This window comes from Ruegeria sp. BJ3 (assembly GCF_056535665.1).
In genome coordinates, this window is sequence record NZ_JBQFIT010000001.1 from 3,230,406 (window position 1) to 3,250,228 (window position 19,823).

Sequence of the window (19,823 nt, forward strand, 5' to 3'; positions counted from 1 at the left end):
ATTCGACGAACGGCAAGGCTTATGTCCGACAACAGCGACAAGACCACTCATTTCGGTTTCGAAACCGTCCCCGAGGCCGAAAAGGCCGGGCGTGTGCAGGGCGTATTCAACTCGGTCGCGTCGAAATACGACGTGATGAACGACGTGATGTCGATGGGCATCCACCGGGTCTGGAAAGACGCGATGATGGACTGGCTGGCGCCACGCCCCGGCCAGCGCCTGCTGGACGTGGCGGGCGGTACGGGCGACATCTCGTTCCGCTTCCTCAAGCGGGCGGGCCACGGCCATGCCACCGTTCTGGATCTGACCGAGCCGATGCTGATCGAGGGCCGCAAGCGCGCCGAGGCCGCGCAGATGGCCGACAGCCTGGACTGGGTGGTGGGCGACGCGATGGCCCTGCCGTTCGAGGACAACACGTTCGACGTCTACACCATCTCCTTCGGCATCCGGAACGTGACCCGCCCGCAAGAGGCCCTGAACGAGGCCTACCGTGTGCTCAAACCCGGCGGGCGGCTGATGGTGCTGGAGTTCAGCCAACTGCCCAATGACGGGCTGCAAAAGCTCTATGACCTCTACAGCTTCAACGTGATACCACGAATGGGCAAGCTGATCGCAAACGACTATGACAGCTATCAATACCTGGTCGAATCGATCCGCAATTTCCCCGATCAGGATACCTTTCTGGGCATGGTGCGCGCCGCCGGGTTCGAGAACGCGAAATACCGCAACCTCAGCATGGGCATCGCCGCCCTGCATTCCGGCTGGAAGATCTGACGCATGCGCGGCCCCCACAACATCATCCGCCTGATCCGCACGGGCGCCACGCTGGAGCGCACCGGCGCCATGAACGTGGTGCTGGACGCGTTCGAGGCCCCGCGCGCGTTGCGGATCCTTGCCCACACCTTAGGCAAACCGTTCCAATGGCTGGGCTACAAGGGCGACCCGTCCATGCCGCCGGCGACCCGGGCGCTGACCGCCCTGGGCCCGGCCTACATCAAGTTCGGTCAGGTCCTGTCCACGCGCCCCGATGTCGTGGGCGAAGAGCTGGCAGAACAGCTCCGGGTCTTGCAGGACAAGCTGCCCCCCTTCCCACGCGACGTGGCCATGGCCGAGGTGGAAAAGGAGCTGGGCCAACCTCTGGATGAGATGTTCTCGGAATTCAGCGAACCGATCGCGGCCGCCTCGATCGCGCAGGTCCACAAGGCGAAATTGGCCAGCACCGGCGAGGATGTGGCCGTCAAGGTCCTGCGCCCCGGCATCGAACGCGCGTTCCGCAAGGATGTGGATGCGTTCTATTTCGCCGCCCGGATCGTCCAGCTTTTCGCCCCCGGTGCGCGCCGACTGCGCCCGATGGAAGTGATCGAGCATTTCGACGGCGTCGTCCGCGGCGAACTGGATCTCAGGCTCGAAAGTTCGGCAGCCTCGGAATTTGCCGCCAACACGCAGAATGACGAAGGCTTCTGGCTGCCGCCCGTGGTCTGGTCCCTGTCCGCGCGCCGGGTCATGACGCTCAGCTGGGCAGACGGCATCCCCTTGGGCGACAACGCCGCGCTGGACGCGGCCAATCACGACCGCCGCGATCTGGCCGAGCGGGTGCTGCGCCTGTTCCTGCTGCACGCCCTGCGCGACGGCTTCTTCCACGCCGACATGCACCAGGGCAACCTCAAGGTCGCCGCGAACGGCGACATCATCGCCTATGACTTCGGCATCATGGGCCATATCGACGAATACACCCGCCGCGTCTATGCCGAGATTCTCTTCGGCTTCATCCGCCGTGACTACAAGCGCGTGGCCGAGGTGCATTTCGAGGCTGGCTACGTCCCGGCTGACCAGGACGTCGATGAATTCGCCCGCGCCCTGCGCGCGGTGGGCGAGCCGATCTTCGGCATGGATGCCACCCATATCTCGATGGGCCGCCTGCTGAACTACCTGTTCGAGGTGACCGAACGCTTCGGCATGGAGACCCGCACCGAACTGATCCTGCTGCAACGCACGATGGTGGTGGTCGAAGGCGTCGCCCGCTCGCTCGACCCGCATATGAACATCTGGGAGGTCGCCCGCCCCGTGGTCGAAGACTATATCAAGCAGTCCATCGGCCCCCGCGCCGCCCTGCGTGATTTTGGAAAAACAGCGCTGGTTCTTGCGCGGTTCGGGCCCCGCCTGCCTGATCTGGTCGAAAATGCCCTGATCGCCCAGACCCGCAAGGATGATCCATCCGGCTCAGATTTCTGGCCCAAGGCCATTCCCGCCGCAATCGGGGCCGCCGCCGGGGCAGTGGCCGTCCTGATCCTTTCGGGCCTGGGCTGAAAGGCGCCCACGCTTCATCTGGCAGAAAATATCCTCGGGGGGAATCGCGCTTTGGCGCGATGGGGGGCGGACAGCCCCCCCTGCCCAGCCCGGGGTCAGAGCCGCTCGATGGCGATGGCAATCCCCTGCCCACCACCGATGCACATGGTGATCAGCCCTTTCGACCCGCCGATGCGCTCCAACTCGTACAGAGTCTTCAGCGTGATGATCGCCCCGGTGGCCCCCACCGGATGACCCAGGGCGATGGCCCCGCCATTCGGGTTCACCTTTGCCGGATCCAGCCCCAGTTCCTTGTTCACCGCCAGCGCCTGGGCGGCAAAAGCCTCGTTGCTTTCGATCACGTCGAAATCGCCCGCCGACAAGCCGGTCCGTTCCAACAGGTTGCGCACGGCCGGAACCGGGCCGATTCCCATTACCTCAGGACGAACACCAGCATGGGCATAACCCAGGATGCGCGCCTTGGGCGTCAGGCCGGCTTTCTCGGCGGCACCCGCCGTGGCCAGAACCATTGCCGCCGCGCCGTCATTGATGCCCGAGGCGTTGCCGGCGGTCACACGCCCATCCTTCTGGAACACCGGCCGCAGCCCGGCCAGGGCCTCGGCCGTGGTGGCCTTGGGATGCTCGTCGACCTTGAAATCGACCATGTCGCGCTTGACCTTGACCTGCACCGGCGCGATCTGGCTGTCGAAATAGCCCGCCTCGATCGCGGCCGCGGCCCGTTGCTGGCTGGTCAGCGCAAACGCGTCCATCTCCTCGCGCGTGATCTGGTGCTCATCGGCCACGTTCTCGGCGGTGACGCCCATGTGCCCGGTACCAAAGGGGCAGTTCAGCGCGCCCAGCATCATGTCCAGAGACTTGATGTCGCCCATCTTGGCACCCCAACGCGCCTGCGGAACGATATAAGGGCTGCGCGACATGTTCTCGGCGCCGCCGGCCACGGCAAACTCGGCATCCCCCAGCATCAGCGACTGCGCCGCTGACACGATGGCCTGCGCACCCGACCCGCACAGCCGGTTGACGTTCATCGCCGGGGTGCCGTTCGGAATGCCCGCCTGCATCGCTGCAACGCGCGACAGGTACATGTCGCGCGGCTCGGTGTTGATAACATGCCCGAACACCACATGCCCGATCTGGTCGCCTGCGACGCCGGATTTCTCAAGCGCGGCCTTAGTCACGACGGTGGCCAGATCGATCGGCGCGGTCGCGGCCAGCGACCCTCCGAACGTACCGATTGCGGTGCGGGCACCATCCAGAATCACGATGTCGGTCATGTCTCTCTCCTCTTGGATTTGCGCGCAGTATGCACTCGCAGCATGGGCCTGTCGCGCGGGACGTTCCGTCATCGGCGGAATTGACAATTCGCGCCCGGACGCGCAAGAAATTCCGCCATGACGGAAAATTCAGACGATATCCTGACACGCCTGCCCGCCCGCCTGAAAGAGGCCCGGCGCGCCAAGGGCCTGTCACTGGAAGCGGTGGCCAATCTCAGCGGCGTCTCCCGGTCGATGGTCAGCCAGATCGAACGCGGCGAAAGCAGCCCCACGATCTCGACCCTGTGGAACCTGACCCGTGCGCTGCAGGTCGATTTCGCCGGTCTTCTGGAGGAGTCGGAGACCACCGACCAGATCGAAGTGCTGCGCAGCGCCGAAGTGCCCAGCATCGACAATATGGGCCAGTCCTGCCGGATCCGCATCCTCTCGCCACCCGAGGAGGCCGGCGGGCACGAGGTCTATGATATCCGGTTCGACGCGGGTGGCGCGCTGAACAGCCAGCCCCACGCCCGCGGCGCGCTCGAACAGCTGACCGTGCTGGAAGGGACCGTCCGCGTCACCTCGGGCGCCGCGACGATGGAACTGTGCCAGGGCGACACGGCCCGGTATGCGGCCGACGTGGCCCACGCCATCGCGGCGCCGGACGGACCCGCCCGCGTGTTCCTGATCGTCAAGAACGCCTGATCCGCGCACATCGGCCGATTTCCGCCTTCACGGATTTTTTTCCGCCATACTGAAAATCTCCTATTTGGGACGCGCGTCCGTTATGTTAGATACGCGACTCAGAAGAAGGAGATCGCCATGGCTGATGCATTCCTGTCCCACGTTTCGGACACCCTCTCGCTGATCAAGGCGGAAGGCCTGTACAAGACGGAACGAATGATCACCTCGCCCCAGGGCGGCGAGATCACGGTGGGCGGACGTCAGGTCATCAACCTGTGCGCCAACAATTACCTGGGTCTGGCCGACCACCCGGCGCTGATCGAGGCCGCGAAGAACGCGATGGAGCCCAAGGGGTTCGGCATGGCCTCGGTCCGGTTCATCTGCGGCACGCAGGACATCCACCGCGAGCTGGAGCAGCGGCTGGCCAAGTTTCTGGGCAAGGACGATTCGATTCTGTTCGCGGCCTGTTTCGACGCCAATGGCGGGCTGTTCGAACCCCTGCTGGGCCCCGAGGATGCCATCATCTCGGACAGTCTGAACCATGCCTCGATCATCGACGGGGTGCGGCTGTGCAAGGCCAAACGCTATCGCTACATGAACAATGACATGAACGACCTCGAAGCCTGGCTGAAACAGGCGCGCGAGGACGGGGCACGGCACATCATGATCGCGACCGACGGCGTGTTCTCGATGGATGGCTACCTGGCCAACCTGCCCAGGATCCGCGAACTGGCCGACAAATACCACGCGGTCGTGATGGTCGATGACTGCCACGCCACCGGCTTCATGGGGCCGCGCGGCGCGGGCACGCCGGATCATTTCGGCGTGGACGTGGACATTCTGACCGGGACATTGGGCAAGGCACTTGGAGGGGCAATCGGCGGTTACATCGCCGGGCCGCAGCCAGTGATCGACCTGCTGCGGCAGCGGGCGCGGCCCTATCTGTTCTCGAATTCGCTGCCGCCCTCCATCGTCGCAGCCGGGCTCGAGGCGATCCGCCTGGTCGAAGACGGCGACATGCTGCGCAAGCAATTGTTCGGCAATGCCAAATACTGGCGCGCCGGGCTGGAAAAGCTGGGGTTCGACCTGCTTCCAGGTGAACATCCGATCATTCCCGTGATGCTGGGCGAGGCGCAGCTGGCGCAGGACATGGCCGCCCGCCTGTTCGACGAAGGCGTCTATGTCTCGGGCTTCTTCTTCCCGGTGGTCCCGCGGGGCCAGGCCCGCATCCGCACCCAGATGAACGCGGCGCTGACCCGCGACGAGCTGGACCGCGCGCTGGCCGCCTTCGGCAAGGTCGGCAAGGCGTTGGGGGTCATCTGATGGTTCTGAACTCGGTCATCGACGCGATCGGCGATACGCCCCTGGTCGAGCTGTCCCGGGTTTGCCAAACACTGGATCTGGACGGCCGTATTCTGGCAAAGCTGGACTATTTGCTGCCGGGCTTCTCGAAAAAGGATCGGGCCGCCCGTTCCATCATCGAACAGGCCCGCGCCGATGGCAGCCTGATCCCGGGGCAGACCGTGGTCGAGCTGACCTCAGGCAACATGGGCACCGGCCTGGCGATTGTCTGCGGCATTCTGGGGCACCCGTTTGTGGCGGTCATGAGCGCAGGGAACTCGGTCGAACGCGCCCGCATGATGCGCGCCTTAGGCGCCGAGGTGGTGATCGTCCCCCAGGCCGAAGGGGGCAAACCGGGCGAAGTCTCGGGCGCCGACCTGGCGTTGGTGGATGACGCCGCCCGCCGCATCACCGCCGAGCGCAACGCTTTCCGCGCCGATCAGTTCGGCCACGCGGGCAACCCCAAGGCTCATGCCGCTGGGACAGGCCCGGAAATCTGGGCCCAATCAGCAGGTGCCGTGACGGCCTTTTGTGATTTTGCCGGCTCTGGCGGCACACTTTCCGGGGTCTCTGACTACCTGTCACCCCTTGGGGTGCGGTGCTATGCGGTCGAACCCGACGGCGCTCGTGCCTTGGCCGGTGAACCCGTCCGTGCGACCGATCATCCCATCCAGGGCGGCGGTTATGCTATGTCGGATCTGACGCATCTGAACGGAGTGCAATTGGCCGGTCATCTGTCCGTCACCGGCGCATCAGCGCGCGACGCCGCCCGCCTATTGGCCCGCACCGAAGGCATCTTTGCGGGCTTTTCCGCCGGGGCGAACCTGGCTGCCGCCATCGACCTGCTGCGTGGCCCCGAACGGGGTGGCTGCATCGCGATCGTGATGTGTGACAGCGGCTTGAAATACCTGTCGACCGATTTGTGGGAGTGATCCGGATGCGACCCAACACCATGAAAGCGCTGGAAAAGTCCAGGCCCGAGGAAGGGCTTTGGATGGTACAGGCCCCGGTCCCCGAAATCGGCCCCGACGAGGTTTTGATCCGCGTGAAGAAGACCGGGATCTGCGGAACCGACATCCATATCTGGAACTGGGATGAATGGGCGTCGCACACGGTGCCCGTCCCCATGATCACCGGTCACGAATTCGCCGGCGAGATCGTCGAGCTGGGCCGCAATGTGACCGGGTTCAAGATCGGCCAGCGGTGCTCGGGCGAGGGTCACCTGATCGGCACCGACAGCCGCCAAAGCCGCGCGGGCAAGTTCCACCTGGACCCGGGCACCCGCGGGATCGGGGTGAACGAACAGGGCGCTTTTGCCCAATATCTCAAGCTGCCGGCCTTCAACGTGGTGCCCCTGCCCGACGACATCCCCGACGAAATCGGCGCGATTCTCGACCCGCTGGGCAATGCCGTGCACACCGCGCTGAGCTTCGACCTGCTGGGCGAGGACGTGTTGATCACCGGCGCCGGCCCGATCGGGATCATGGCCGCCGCGGTGGCCCGCCACGCCGGCGCCCGGCATGTGGTGATCACCGACATCAACCCCGACCGGCTGGCGCTGGCTCAGCATGTCGTGCCTTCGGTCCGGGCGGTGAACGTGGCCGAGGAAGAGCTGCAATCGGTGATTTCCGACCTGGGCATGAGCCAGGGTTTCGACGTGGGGCTGGAAATGTCGGGCTCGCAGGCGGCGCTGGACCAGATGGTCGAGGCGCTGGTGATGGGCGGCAAGATCGCCCTGCTGGGCATTCCGCCCGGAAAATCACCCGTCGACTGGAGCCGCATCGTGTTCAAGGCGATCACCATCAAGGGCGTCTACGGCCGCGAGATGTTCGAGACCTGGTACAAGATGATCGCGATGCTGCAGAACGGGCTGGATGTCAGCCGGGTCATCACCCATCGCTTTGCCGCCGATGACTTTGCGCAGGGCTTTGCCGCCATGAAGTCGGGAAAATCGGGCAAGGTGGTGCTGGACTGGGCCTGACCCTCTGGATAGTTGCAAACGCACCTTCTAGACAGGTGCGCACACATGCCGGGGAGGAAATGAAATGGCCGACAAAGCCAAGGGCGACCGCCCGCTGGAACGGGGAATCGAAGACACGCTGGTAACCGATTTCGCGGACACGCACCGCAAAAGCTATGGCGATTTCCTGCAACTCAAGACCCTGCTGAACTTGCAGAAAACCTTTCAGGACCCGGCCCAACCCGATGAGATGCTGTTCATCATCATCCATCAGGTCAGCGAGCTTTGGCTGAAACTGATGCACCATCAGCTGGTCGAGGTGCGCCGGTTTCTGCAGCAGGATGAGTTCGGCCCCGCGATGAAGAACCTGGACCGGATCAAGGCGATCCAGCGCCAGTTGATCGCCGCGTGGGAAACCCTGCTGACCATGACGCCCGCCGACTATATGACCTTCCGCAAGGCGCTGGGCAATTCATCCGGCTTCCAGAGCTACGGCTATCGCCAGATCGAGTTCATCCTGGGCAACAAGGACACCGCCACGCTGAAGGTGCATGAGCACGACCCCGAAGTGATGGAGATGCTGACCGCCGCTCTGGTCAAACCGTCGCTGTATGACGAGGTATTGCACATGCTGGCGCGGCAGGGGTTCGACGTGCCGCAGGACCTGCTGGACCGGGACTATTCAAAGACCTATTCCGGCGATCCGCGCATCGTGAAGATCTGGGCCGAGATCTACCGGAACACGGGCCGGTACTGGGACCTGTATGCGCTGGGAGAAAAGCTGATGGATGTGGAATCGCTGTTCCAGCGGTGGCGGTTCGACCATGCGACCGCCGTGGAACGTGTGATCGGCATGCAGCCAGGCACTGGCGGCTCCAGCGGCGTGGCTTTTCTGCGCAAGGCGCTGGAGCTGCGATTCTTCCACGACCTTTATGACGTGCGCACCGACCTGATGTACGGCGGACAGGGCTGAGCCATGCTGTATCGCGGATTTACCCAAGCCGAGCTGGAGCGCGAATACGCGCCCAGTTCGATGATCGGCGGCGACCTTGCGCCCTATCTGGCGGCCTATTCAGCGCTCAGCGCGCAGGCGCGGGCGCAACTGACGGTGCAAGAGACCCTCGGCTATGGCGACACTCCCGCACAGGTGCTGGATTTCTTTCCCGCCCGCGCGCCCGGCGCACCGCTGCATGTGTTTATCCACGGCGGCTATTGGCAGGCGCTCAGCCAGCGCGACTCGGCGATGATGGCGCCCGCGCTGGTCCAAGGCGGGCAGGCCTTTGCGACGGTGAACTACACGCTCGCCCCCGACGCGCGGCTGGGCCAGATGGTCGATGAATGCCGGACCGCGCTGATGTGGCTGGCTACCCGGGCCAAGTCGCTGGGGTTCGACGCCTCGCATGTCACCCTGTCCGGGCACAGCGCCGGCGCGCATCTGGCGGCGATGGTCATGGCGACCTCGGCCGACCAATTCGCCCGGATCGGCCTGCGGGTGCGCGAAGTCATCCTGATCAGCGGCGTCTACGACCTGGAACCGATCAGTCTGACCCCGGTCAACGATCCCCTGCAGCTGACCCCGGTCGAGCTGCACGACCTGTCCCCCACCCTGAACCTGCCCGCGCCCGGGCCGCGCTATCGGGTCACGGTGGGCGAGCGGGACACCGGCGAGTTCATCCGCCAGAGCCGCGACTATGCCGAAGCGTTGCGCAAGGCCGGGCATGCCGTCAGCTTTGATCTGCAGCCGGGCACGCACCATTTCGACATCATCCTCAAGGACGGGACGTTTCTGAACGACCACCCCTGAAAACGAAAACGGCGGCCCCAAAGGACCGCCGTTTCTTTCAATTTCGACCGGATCAATCCAGCGTGCGCGTGACTTCCTCGCGCTCGAAGATCTCGATCACGTCGCCGGGGCGGATATCGTCGTAGTTCTCGAACGCCATACCGCATTCCTGACCCGACTGAACCTCGGCCACTTCGTCCTTGAAGCGTTTCAGCGTCTTCAGCGTGCCTTCGTGGATCACCACGTTGTCGCGCAGCAGGCGTACGCCGGCCGAACGGCGGGCAACGCCCTCGGTGACCAGACAGCCGGCAACCTTGCCGACGCCGGTGACCTTGAACACTTCCTTGATCTCGGCATAGCCGATGAACTTTTCGCGGATCTCGGCGCTCAGCAGGCCCGAGGCAGCGGCTTTGACGTCATCCACCAGGTCGTAGATCACCGAGTAGTAGCGGATCTCGACGCCCTTCTGGTTGGCGGTGTTGCGCGCCGATGCGTTGGCCCGCACGTTGAAGCCAAAGACCGGAGCACCCGACGCTTCGGCCAGGCCGATATCGGTTTCGGTGATGGCGCCGACGCCCGAGTGCAGCACGCGCACGCGCACCTCGTCGTTGCCGATCTTCTCCATCGCCTGCACGATCGCCTCGGCCGAGCCCTGCACGTCGGCCTTGACCAGAATGGGCAGCTCGGCCACGTTCTCGTCTTCCTTGGCCTTCTGCATCAGCTGTTCCAGCGTGGTCGCGGCACCGGCGGCGGCGCGCTTGTCCTTGGCGACCTGCGCGCGGTACTCGGCGATCTCGCGGGCCTGCGCCTCGGTCTCGGTCACGTTCAGAACGTCACCGGCCTCGGGCGTACCGTTGAGACCCAAGACCTCGACCGGAACCGAAGGACCGGCCTCCTGAACGCGCTCGCCCTTGTCGTTGATCAGCGCGCGGACCTTGCCGTACTGCTCGCCCACGACGAAGATGTCGCCCTGGCGCAGCGTGCCCTTCTCGACCAGCACGGTCGCGACCGGGCCGCGGCCCACATCCAGCTGCGCCTCGATCACAGCACCTTGCGCGGCGCGGTTCGGGTTGGCCTTCAGCTCCAGAATCTCGGCCTGCAGCGCGATGGCTTCCAGTAGATCGTCCAGACCCTGTCCCGTGATGGCCGAAACTTCGACATCCTGAACCTCGCCCGACATCTTTTCGACGACGATCTCGTGCTGCAGCAGGTCGGTGCGCACCTTGTCCGGGTTCGCATCGGGCTTGTCGATCTTGTTGATCGCCACGATCATCGGAACACCGGCGGCCTTGGCGTGGTTGATTGCCTCGACCGTCTGCGGCATCACCGCGTCATCCGCCGCAACCACCAGCACCACGATATCCGTTACCTGAGCACCGCGCGAGCGCATCGAGGTAAAGGCCGCGTGGCCCGGCGTGTCCAAGAAGGTCAGCGTGGTGCCGTCATTGGTCTGCACCTGATAGGCGCCGATATGCTGGGTAATGCCACCGGCCTCGCCCGCAACGACTTTCGCGTCGCGGATCGCGTCCAACAGCGAGGTCTTCCCGTGGTCGACATGACCCATGATGGTAATGACCGGCGGACGGGGCTGCAGGTCTTCATCCTTGTCTTCGACATCCGAGATTACATCCTCGACATCCGCGTCCGAAACCCGCACGACCTTGTGGCCGAATTCTTCGATGATCAGTTCGGCAGTGTCGGCGTCGATGGTCTGGTTCTGCGTGACCATCATACCCATGTTCATCAGCGACTTGACGACGTCGGCGACGCGTTCGGCCATACGATTGGCCAGTTCCGAAACGACGATCGCCTCGGGCAGCTGAACCTCGCGGATCACCTTTTCACGCTCGACCGAACCGCCCATGGCTTTCTGCCGCGCACGCTCCTGCTTGCGTTTCATCGCGGCCATGGACCGCTGACGGCCACCTTCCCCACCACGCAGAGCCTGGTTCAGCGTCAGCTTGCCCGAGCGACGGCCGTCGTCGCGGCCCTTGCCGCGGGTCTGGCGCTGTTCGCGCTCGCGGTCGGTCTTGCGCGGCGTTTCCGCTGGCGCAGGCTTGCTGGCCGCGGGGGCCTTGGCCTTGGGTGCCTCTTTCGCAGCCGCGGCTTCTGCTGCGGCGCGCTGAGCGGCTTCTTCGGCCTCTTTCTGCTTGCGCTCTTCTTCCTCGGCTTTCTGCCGGGCTTTTTCCTCGGCCTCGCGCTGTTCGCGCTCCTTGGCTTCCTGTTCGGCGCGGCGGCGTTCACGCTCTTCGGCGCGCGCCTTTTCCTCGGCCTCGCGGCGTTCGGCTTCCTCGGCCTCACGGGCCTTGGCCGCCTGCAATGCCTTCAGGCGCCGATTCATCTCGGCATCGGAAATCCCGGCTGGCCGGCGCGAAGGATCACCCGACGGCGCAGCGCCACCGCTGGGCTTGGACGCTCCCGGCTTGGGAACCACCACGCGCTTGCGTTTGGTTTCCACCACGACATTCTTGGTACGTCCGTGGCTGAAACTCTGTTTCACATTCCCGGGGCGTGCCCCGCCACGAAGGCCCAATGTCTTTTTGCCGTCACTATCGCTCATAAAGCTTCTTACCCTTCCGCGCGGCCCTTGCCGCCGTCATCCATATCGCGCAAGCCACGCAGGCGCTGCGCTTCCTCTACAACACGTTTGGCGAGTCCGCCAGAGGCGAGCGCCGCATGAATCACCGTTTGGCGCCCAAATGCCGCCCCAAGCTCGTCTGCGGTCAGCCAGCCGATGAATTTCCCGAAATGCGGCGTGCTCAGCTTGGACTTGCCGCGCCCGGAACCATCGACCGCCTGAATCAGAACCCAGGCCTCTTCGCGATCAAGCCAGGACTTGACCTTTTCATACCCGGCGACCGCATCGCCGGATTTTCGCGCCAGACTGATCAACTCGATCACGCGGCGCGACAATTGACGCTCCACCTCGTCGACAAGGTTCTGCGGTACAGTCACCTGCGCCTTGAACCCGCGTGCAAACAGCTTCTTGCCGATGGCCGTGTCCAGCGCCTTGCGATCCGCCGAGACATAAACGCCCCGACCCGGCAACTTGGACGCGACATCCGGGAAAACCTGCCCATCCGGGCCGGTTACAAAGCGGATCAGCCCGTACCGAGGCTGCACCTCGCCCGTGGCGATGCATTTCCGCTCTGGCCCTTCGGACCGTTCCTTTTGGACGCCACCGCGACCCATGTGTGCCACCCGAGGCCTGGAATCAGGCCTCGGCCTCCTCGTCTGCTGCTTCGTCCTCGACGTCTGCCTCGGGCTGCTCCAGATCGGCGGGGTCGACCCAGCCCAACATGACCCGAGCGGTCATCACCAGATCCTGCGCCTCTTCCAGCGTCACGCCAAAGGGTTCGAGAATACCGTCATCCTTGACCCGCTGGCCATCAACCGTGGTCCAGCCTCCGGCCAGTTCCCAGTCAGCGCAGGTTGCAAAGTCTTCCAGCGTCTTGACGCCGTCCTTGGCAAGTGCCTCAACCATTTGGGGTGTCAGACCCTCAAATTCAATAAGGCTGTCCTCGGCACCCAGGCTGCGGGCGCTGTCCAGCGCCGCCTTGGCCTGCGCCTCGAGGAATTCGCGCGCACGCGCTTGCAGCTCGTTTGCGGTGCCTTCGTCGACGCCATCGATCACCAGCAGTTCGTCCAGCTCGACATAGGCCACTTCTTCCAGGTTGGTGAAGCCTTCCGAGACCAGCAGCTGGGCAAAGAACTCGTCCAGGTCCAGGCTGTCCATGAACAGCTGCGTGCGGGCTTCGAACTCCTTCTGACGGCGTGCCGATTCTTCGGCCTCGGTCATGATGTCGATGTCCAGACCGGTCAGCTGGCTGGCCAAGCGCACGTTCTGACCACGGCGACCGATCGCCAGCGAAAGCTGTTCTTCGGGCACGACGACTTCGATCTTGCCGGCTTCTTCGTCCAGAACCACCTTGGAAACCTCGGCGGGCTGCAACGCGTTCACCAGGAAGGTCGGCTGGTCTTCGTTCCACGGGATGATGTCGATCTTTTCGCCCTGCAGCTCGTTCACGACGGCCTGCACGCGGCTGCCGCGCATACCAACGCAGGCGCCGACGGGATCGATCGAGTTGTCATACGAGATGACCGCGATCTTGGCACGCGAACCGGGATCACGGGCCACGGCTTTGACCTCGATGATGCCATCATAGATTTCCGGCACTTCCATCTTGAACAGCTCGGCCATGAACTCGGGCGCCGTGCGCGACAGGAAGATCTGGTGACCACGCGTTTCGCGGCGCACTTCCTTAATGTAGGCGCGCACCCGGTCATTGGGGCGATAGCTTTCACGGCCGATCTTGTCGTTGCGGCGCAGAACAGCCTCGGCCCCACCCAGATCGACGATCACGTTGCCGAATTCCTCGCGCTTGACGGCGCCGTTGATGATGGTGCCGACACGATCCTTGAAGTCTTCGTACTGGCGGTCACGCTCGGCCTCACGAACCTTCTGCAGGATCACCTGCTTGGCCGACTGAGCCGCGATCCGGCCCATTTCCACCGGCGGGACCTCTTCCACGAAGACGTCACCGATCTCGGGCGATTCCATGTATTGCTTGGCCTGCTCGACGGTCATCTCGGCCTGATAGTTCTCAAGCTCGTCATCCGCGACCACGGTGCGCACGCGGGTAAAGGTCGCCTTGCCGGTCTTGCGGTCAATGGACACGCGGATGTCCATTTCCGCGCCGTAGCGGCTCTTGGCGGCACGGGCGAGCGATTCCTCCATCGCTTCGACAACCAGACCGGGGTCGATCATCTTTTCGCGGGCCACGGCCTCGGCGGTCTGCAGCAGCTCCAGCTGGTTGGCTGAGGTGATTGCCATCAGTTCGTCTCCTCTTCGGACCCTTCGGTCTCAATCTCGTCGAAAGCGTTTTCGTTCAGGGCACCGGCGTCTTTGCGCTGGCGCAGCATTTCCTTGATCAGGTCATCGGTCAGGACCAGCTTGGCATCGCTCAGCCAGTCGAATTGCAGACCGATGGTCACGGTTTCTTCGCCGTTGGGGATGTTGATCAGAACCTCATCCCCTTCGACACCGGCCAGTTCCCCCTTGAAGCGTCGGCGGCCGTCGATCAGTTCGGTGGTTTCCAGCTTGGCCTCGTAGCCCTCGAACATCTCGAAATCCTTCAGCCGCGTCAGCGGGCGGTCGATGCCGGGGCTGGACACCTCGAGCGTGTAGGCGTCGAGGATCGGGTCCTCGACGTCCAGCGTGGCGCTGACCGCGTTCGAGATCTCGGCGCAATCATCCACCTCGATGCCGCCATCGGGCTTGTCGGCCATGATCTGCAGCGTGGTCTGCTTGCCGCTCATCAGGCGGATGCGGACCAGCTCGTACCCCAGATCTTCGATCACCGGAGTGATGATCTCGGCCAGTCGTCGGTCGATCGCCGCCTTGGCTATCAGGTCGTTTGTCATATGGTGCTCTACCCTTCGATCGGGCACAAAAAAACGGGCGCGCGGCCCGTCGAATTTTCCGGTGGAGCCTCGGACCAGAAGTCCGACGCGCCGCTGTTGCAACTGCATATACGCAGGACGCCCCGAGTCTGCAACCCCTGCCGTCAACCAACGGACAATCCGCGTCGGTTTTCAGGCCAGTTTCAGGCCATCCACCAGCGTTCCGCGATGCGCCCATCGTCCAACGGCGCGCCTCTCCCGATCCGGCGTGGCAGACCCACGGAGCCGGAGATCGCCAGCGACATCTCTGATTCGCTGGGGAAGAACCGCACGCCACCCAGACCGCGCAGCCCTTGCGCCGCCGGCAGCACCGACACGTCCACGTATCGATCACGCAGCGCCTCGGCGCGCACGGCCGGGTCGGGGATCACGATGATGTCGACCGCCTCCAACCAGCCAGCATGGCCATCCTTGTAGTGGCCCGCGACCCGGCGGCCGCGGAAATGGCGCCCGTCTTCGGCCCGTTCGACCCGGTAACTCCCGGTGCCGTTCGCCTGCTGCAGCGGCGAAACGCTCTGCCCGTCGCGGGTAATGACGAACCGGGTATCGGCCAGCAGGAAAGGCAGGCCGGGGTTGGCCTCGGCCAGTTCGATCCGGATGCGGTCCGGCGCCAGGGCTTCGGCGCGCCCGACCTCGGACAGGACCGCCAGAACATCTCCGGCCGTCAGCGCCACACCGTCGTGAAACACCGCATCGGCACGCAGGTCGAAGGTCCAGACACGGGCTTCGGAATCGGTCTGCCATGCGGTCGCCAGCTCGCCGCGCAGAGTGCCGTCCGGCGCGATCTCGGTCAGGGTGTCGAACACCGCACCCCGGGCCAGCCGGTCCAGGCTGTCGTCACGCGGTACGGCGATGCGCAGCACGCCGCCCGATTTCGGTGTATCCGCCAGCGAGGCCCCGGTCGCGGCCAGCAGGGCTGCGGCGGCACCCGAGGTGAACAGGGCACGGCGGTCGATGCGGGTCATGCCACCTCCTGCGCGGTTCGGTCCATGATGCGCACCAGTTCGGCGCTGATCCCAGGCTCCGACAGGGCGTGACCGGCCTGCCGCACCATCTTCAGCTCGGCCTCGGGCCATTTCTCGGCCAGGCTCCAAGCCGCCTGCGGGGGGCAGATCATGTCGTACCGGCCTTGCACGATATGGCCGGGGATATGCGCGATCCGGTCCATCCGGTCCAAAATCTGGCCGTCATGTTCCAGAAACGCCTTGTTGATGAAATAGTGATTCTCGAGCCGCGCGAAGGTGCGCGCATATTCGCCGGGGCTTTCACCGACGGCCCCGTTCGTGTGGATCGAGGCCAGCGCGTTTTCCCAGTGCGACCAGGCGCGGGCGTACAGGATCTCAGTCGCGCGATCGCCCGAAAACAGCCGCTTGTGGTAGGCGCCGATTGTGTCGGACAGTTCCGAGTCGCGCAGCAGGGAGGTGAAGCGCGCCCATTGCTCGGGCCAGAACTTGCCGGCCCCGCCGCCATAGAACCAGTCGAGCTCCGCCTGCGTGGCCAGAAACACGCCGCGCAGAACCAGGCGGGTCACCCGGTCGGGGTGGGTTTGGGCATAGATCAGCGCCAGCGTGGCGCCCCAGCTGCCGCCGAACACGATCCAGTCGTCGATCTCGAACAGTTTCCGCAGGCGCTCGATATCGGCCACCAGGTGCCACGTCGTGTTGTTCTCGACCGAGGCCGTGGGCCGCGACCGGCCGCAGCCGCGCTGATCGAACAGAATCACCCGGTAGACCTCGGGGTCGAAATAACGCCGCATGGCCGGGCTGCAGCCGCCGCCGGGGCCGCCATGCAGAACCACCACGGGAATCCCGTCGGGATTGCCGCATTGCTCCACATAGATGCGGTGCCCGTCGCCCATATCCACCACGCGCTGGTCGAACGGATCGACCGGCGGGTAAAGATATTGCACTGCGCGCTTTTGGTCCGGGTACTTGTCCATTATGGCCCTATATAGTCTTACAGCGTAAAAGAGCACACGGAGACAGGAATGCAAGCGCATCCGAACACGGTGGACCCGTCCGAGATCGCAAAATTCGAGGCCATGGCCGCTGAATGGTGGGACCCGCACGGGAAATTCAAACCTCTGCACATGCTCAATCCGTGCCGTCTGGACTATATCACACAGCAGATCGCGGGCGAATTTGACCGGGATCTGACGGCTGCGAAACCGTTCGAGGGCCTGCGCCTGCTGGATATCGGCTGCGGCGGCGGGCTGCTGAGCGAGCCGATGGCGCGGCTGGGGGCCGAGGTCGTTGGCGCCGACGCCGCCGAGCGCAACCTGCCCGTCGCCCGCATCCATGCCGAGCAATCCGGCCTGCAGATCGACTATCGCCACACCACCGCCGAGGCGATGGCCGACGCGGGCGAACAGTTCGAAGTGGTTCTGAACATGGAGGTGGTCGAGCATGTGGCCGATCCGCTGGCCTATCTGACCGCCACGCAACAGCTGTTGAAACCCGGCGGGCTGGAAATCTGCTCGACCATCAACCGCAACCCGAAATCCTATGCGATGGCGATTTTCGGGGCCGAGGTCGTCATGCGCTGGCTGCCGCGCGGCACGCATGAATGGTCCAAATTCATCACCCCGGACGAGCTGTTCGACCTGCTGCGCCAAGCCGGTCTGGACCCGGTGGACCGCAAGGGATTCGTCTTCAACCCGATCACCTGGAGCTGGTCGATCTCGGACCGGGATCTGAGCGTGAACTATGTCACCGCCAGCGTGAAGCCGGGCTGAGGTCTATTCCTCTTCCAGCTTCATGCGCAGGTCGCGCAGAACCGGCAGGGTCGTGCGCACACGCTCAAGGCCCAGCTCGCCCACGACCCGGTTGATCAGAGGCGCGATGGCCGAGATCGCCTGATCCCGCGCCCGGCGGCCGGCCGGGCTGATCGCCACCATCTTGCGGCGGGCATCGTCCCAATCGGGGCGGATGTGGATGTATCCGGCCCATTCCAGCTTGGCCAAGGTGTTGGTCATCGCCCCGCGGGTCACATGGAATGTGCTGGCCAGTTGGGCAGGCGTCCGCTCGCCTCCCACGAACACCAGGTGGTTCAGCACCGAGAAATGCGAGATTTCCATGCCCTTGGGCAGCACCCGGCTCAGCCGGTTCCGCAGCAATTGGTCCGCGGTCAGGATCTCGCTGAACAGCGCGACCGCAAGGGCGTTGGTTTCGTCAGTCATTACCCGGTTCTGGATCAGGGCCCGTCGAACGGGCGAACATGTGTCAAGGACGGCACGCGCCGCCGTGCCTCTGTAACAGACCTATCATCCAGATCAAAAAAGTGAATGCCGGTCTGAGTGCCTGCGTCGATCAGCACCTCGCCCCAGGGCGACACGACCATGCTGTGCCCGTGGGTATGGCGCGTCTTGCCGCGGGTCTTGGGGTGTTCCCCGGTCTGCGCGGGGGCAATGACCCAACAGCCGGTCTCGATGGCGCGGGCGCGCAGAAGCGGCTCCCAATGGGCCGCGCCGGTCACCGGAGAGAACGCAGCCGGAACCGTCAGGATCGTGGCCCCGCCCTGTGCCAGCGCGGCGTGCAGATGCGGGAACCGGATGTCATAGCAGATGGTCATGCCGACCTTGCCGAAGGCGGTCTCGGCAATCACCGCCCGCGACCCGGGGCGATAGCTGGCCGATTCGCGAAAAGTCTCGGTCTCGGTGACCTGCACGTCGAACATGTGGATCTTGTCATAGCGCGCGACGATCCCGCCCTGCGGGTCGATCATGTAAGACCGGTTGGCGAACCGCCCGTCGGCGTCATGAGTCTTCAGCCCCAACGATCCGATCAGCAGCCACACGCCCAATTCCGCCGCCTGTTCGCGCAGGCCCGCCAGGGTAATGTCGTCTTCCTCGTGCTGCAGCACCTCGCGTTGGCGCGTTCCGCTGGTCGAGACGCAGTTGGTGACCTCGGGCGTCAGGATGAACCCCGCGCCCCGGTCCGCGGCCTCGTCCATCATGGCGCGCACCATGTCCAGGTTCGCGGCCGGGTCGTCCGACGAGGTGATCTGCAGCAGGGCGGTTCTCATCAGGCGGCCAACAGCGGGTCCAGCTTGCCGGCCTGTTCGAGTTCGTACAGATCGTCGCAGCCACCGACATGGGTGTCACCAATGAAGATCTGCGGCACCGTGCGCCGTCCGCCCGCCCGCTGGATCATCTCGGGCTTGCGTTTGGGGTTCATCAAAACGTCGATTTCCTCGAAGGCGACGCCTTTCTGATTCAGCAGCCGTTTGGCCGCGTGGCAAAAGCCGCACAGCGGCGAGGTATAAATGACAACCGGTTTCATGGTCCGTTCCCTTGGATTTCGCGCAATCTAGGGGCAATTAGGCATCCTTGGCAACGCGCGCCAGTACCAACACGGAAATATGAGCCGCACCGGCCTCTTGGCAGGCATGGGTGCAGGCCGCCAGGGTCGCACCCGATGTCATCACGTCATCGACCAGCAGCACATGGCGCCCCTTCAGGCGATCCGCCCGGCGCGGATACACGACGATCGCATCGCGCAGCGTATCCGCACGCTCGGCCGCCGTTTTGCCTTCCAGCGGTGGGGTACGCCGCTTGCGTATCAACAGATCCGGACAGACCGGCAGGCCCGCCTCCTTTCCCAGTTGGAGCGACAAAAGAGCGGACTGGTTGTATCGGCGCTTCAGCAGCCGCGACCAATGCAGCGGCACCGGGGCGATCACCGTATCCGGTCGAAACAGGGTGCGACCGGCCTGCGCCATCCAACGCGCCGCAGGTTTTGCCAGTTCGGAACGATCCCCGTGCTTCAGGGCCAGAACCAGTGACCGCGCCCGTCCCTGATACAGCAATGCCGCGCGCCCCTCGGCCCACGGTTGTGAGCGGCGCAAACAATCGTCGCAGTCGATTCGGTGACCATCATCGCTGCCCGGCACGGGCGCACCGCAACTGTGGCAGACCGTCCCGCCGATGAACGGGGTCTCGCGCCAGCACGGCCCGCACAGGCCGAAATCCGAGGCCGCCATCTCGCCGCAGCCGATGCAGCGTGGCGGATACACGACCTCGATCGCGGTTTGAATC

The 19,823-nt window shown here is 64.4% G+C and carries 20 protein-coding genes; 9 read left to right on the forward strand and 11 right to left on the reverse strand.

The features are described from left to right. The first annotated feature begins 21 nt into the window (after window positions 1–21). Window positions 22–774: a bifunctional demethylmenaquinone methyltransferase/2-methoxy-6-polyprenyl-1,4-benzoquinol methylase UbiE gene (ubiE, locus tag ACR3EL_RS16320; RefSeq protein WP_093963615.1), complete on the forward strand. Its 753-nt coding sequence runs from the start codon at window positions 22–24 to the stop codon at window positions 772–774. Window positions 775–777: 3 nt separating this feature from the next. After that, window positions 778–2,307, forward strand: a complete 1,530-nt coding sequence (gene ubiB / locus ACR3EL_RS16325) for a 2-polyprenylphenol 6-hydroxylase (RefSeq protein WP_170342406.1) — start codon at window positions 778–780, stop codon at window positions 2,305–2,307. Between the two features lie 95 nt (window positions 2,308–2,402). On the opposite strand, the gene ACR3EL_RS16330 is transcribed toward ubiB, so the two are convergent. Further along, window positions 2,403–3,578, reverse strand: a complete 1,176-nt coding sequence (locus ACR3EL_RS16330; RefSeq protein WP_480722334.1) for an acetyl-CoA C-acyltransferase family protein — start codon at window positions 3,576–3,578, stop codon at window positions 2,403–2,405. 117 nt (window positions 3,579–3,695) lie between these two features. On the opposite strand from ACR3EL_RS16330, the gene ACR3EL_RS16335 reads away from it, so the two are divergent. From ACR3EL_RS16335 to ACR3EL_RS16360, 6 genes are all read left to right on the forward strand, one after another. Beyond that, complete coding sequence (locus tag ACR3EL_RS16335; RefSeq protein WP_170342409.1) at window positions 3,696–4,262, forward strand: helix-turn-helix domain-containing protein; 567 nt, start codon at window positions 3,696–3,698, stop codon at window positions 4,260–4,262. Between the two features lie 117 nt (window positions 4,263–4,379). Then, window positions 4,380–5,564: a glycine C-acetyltransferase gene (locus ACR3EL_RS16340; protein WP_170342411.1), complete on the forward strand. Its 1,185-nt coding sequence runs from the start codon at window positions 4,380–4,382 to the stop codon at window positions 5,562–5,564. Then, window positions 5,564–6,514 (forward strand): PLP-dependent cysteine synthase family protein, encoded by a 951-nt coding sequence (locus ACR3EL_RS16345; protein WP_170342413.1) that lies wholly within the window; start codon window positions 5,564–5,566, stop codon window positions 6,512–6,514. Before ACR3EL_RS16340 ends, ACR3EL_RS16345 begins: the two co-directional genes overlap by 1 nt. Before the next feature lie 20 nt (window positions 6,515–6,534). Next, window positions 6,535–7,563 carry an L-threonine 3-dehydrogenase gene (gene tdh, locus ACR3EL_RS16350; RefSeq protein WP_480722465.1) on the forward strand — a complete coding sequence of 343 codons (1,029 nt, stop codon included), beginning with the start codon at window positions 6,535–6,537 and terminating at the stop codon, window positions 7,561–7,563. 64 nt (window positions 7,564–7,627) lie between these two features. Next, on the forward strand, window positions 7,628–8,515 hold the full coding sequence (locus ACR3EL_RS16355) for a tryptophan 2,3-dioxygenase (protein WP_170359924.1): 888 nt from the start codon (window positions 7,628–7,630) through the stop codon (window positions 8,513–8,515). A gap of 3 nt (window positions 8,516–8,518) precedes the next feature. Beyond that, window positions 8,519–9,346 carry an alpha/beta hydrolase gene (locus ACR3EL_RS16360; protein WP_480722340.1) on the forward strand — a complete coding sequence of 276 codons (828 nt, stop codon included), beginning with the start codon at window positions 8,519–8,521 and terminating at the stop codon, window positions 9,344–9,346. A 52-nt stretch (window positions 9,347–9,398) separates the two neighbouring features. Here the strand turns inward: ACR3EL_RS16360 and infB are convergent, their stop codons facing one another. The 6 genes from infB to pip all read right to left on the reverse strand — a co-directional run bounded on the left by infB (window position 9,399) and on the right by pip (window position 16,727). Beyond that, window positions 9,399–11,885 carry a translation initiation factor IF-2 gene (gene infB, locus ACR3EL_RS16365; protein ID WP_170342418.1) on the reverse strand — a complete coding sequence of 829 codons (2,487 nt, stop codon included), beginning with the start codon at window positions 11,883–11,885 and terminating at the stop codon, window positions 9,399–9,401. An 8-nt stretch (window positions 11,886–11,893) separates the two neighbouring features. Beyond that, the gene (locus ACR3EL_RS16370) at window positions 11,894–12,517 is read right to left on the reverse strand and encodes an RNA-binding protein (RefSeq protein WP_170342420.1); all 624 of its coding nucleotides are present in this window, start codon (window positions 12,515–12,517) and stop codon (window positions 11,894–11,896) included. Between the two features lie 22 nt (window positions 12,518–12,539). Beyond that, complete coding sequence (gene nusA / locus ACR3EL_RS16375; protein ID WP_093963624.1) at window positions 12,540–14,159, reverse strand: transcription termination factor NusA; 1,620 nt, start codon at window positions 14,157–14,159, stop codon at window positions 12,540–12,542. After that, complete coding sequence (gene rimP / locus ACR3EL_RS16380; RefSeq protein WP_170342422.1) at window positions 14,159–14,749, reverse strand: ribosome maturation factor RimP; 591 nt, start codon at window positions 14,747–14,749, stop codon at window positions 14,159–14,161. Before rimP ends, nusA begins: the two co-directional genes overlap by 1 nt. A gap of 182 nt (window positions 14,750–14,931) precedes the next feature. After that, window positions 14,932–15,753 (reverse strand): ABC transporter substrate-binding protein, encoded by an 822-nt coding sequence (locus ACR3EL_RS16385; protein WP_170342423.1) that lies wholly within the window; start codon window positions 15,751–15,753, stop codon window positions 14,932–14,934. Further along, window positions 15,750–16,727 carry a prolyl aminopeptidase gene (gene pip, locus ACR3EL_RS16390; RefSeq protein WP_480722342.1) on the reverse strand — a complete coding sequence of 326 codons (978 nt, stop codon included), beginning with the start codon at window positions 16,725–16,727 and terminating at the stop codon, window positions 15,750–15,752. Before pip ends, ACR3EL_RS16385 begins: the two co-directional genes overlap by 4 nt. A gap of 48 nt (window positions 16,728–16,775) precedes the next feature. Between pip and ubiG the strand changes: the two genes are divergently transcribed. Then, window positions 16,776–17,522 (forward strand): bifunctional 2-polyprenyl-6-hydroxyphenol methylase/3-demethylubiquinol 3-O-methyltransferase UbiG, encoded by a 747-nt coding sequence (gene ubiG / locus ACR3EL_RS16395; protein ID WP_170342426.1) that lies wholly within the window; start codon window positions 16,776–16,778, stop codon window positions 17,520–17,522. Window positions 17,523–17,525: 3 nt separating this feature from the next. On the opposite strand, the gene ACR3EL_RS16400 is transcribed toward ubiG, so the two are convergent. From ACR3EL_RS16400 to ACR3EL_RS16415, 4 genes are read right to left on the reverse strand one after another with little or no spacing between them, the layout of a single operon-like run. Beyond that, window positions 17,526–17,966 (reverse strand): MarR family winged helix-turn-helix transcriptional regulator, encoded by a 441-nt coding sequence (locus ACR3EL_RS16400; protein WP_170343133.1) that lies wholly within the window; start codon window positions 17,964–17,966, stop codon window positions 17,526–17,528. Between the two features lie 14 nt (window positions 17,967–17,980). Beyond that, window positions 17,981–18,811 carry a carbon-nitrogen hydrolase family protein gene (locus tag ACR3EL_RS16405; protein WP_480722347.1) on the reverse strand — a complete coding sequence of 277 codons (831 nt, stop codon included), beginning with the start codon at window positions 18,809–18,811 and terminating at the stop codon, window positions 17,981–17,983. After that, window positions 18,811–19,068, reverse strand: a complete 258-nt coding sequence (grxC, locus tag ACR3EL_RS16410) for a glutaredoxin 3 (RefSeq protein ID WP_170342430.1) — start codon at window positions 19,066–19,068, stop codon at window positions 18,811–18,813. Before grxC ends, ACR3EL_RS16405 begins: the two co-directional genes overlap by 1 nt. Window positions 19,069–19,105: 37 nt before the next feature. Further along, window positions 19,106–19,810: a double zinc ribbon domain-containing protein gene (locus ACR3EL_RS16415; protein ID WP_480722466.1), complete on the reverse strand. Its 705-nt coding sequence runs from the start codon at window positions 19,808–19,810 to the stop codon at window positions 19,106–19,108. Window positions 19,811–19,823: the final 13 nt, after the last annotated feature.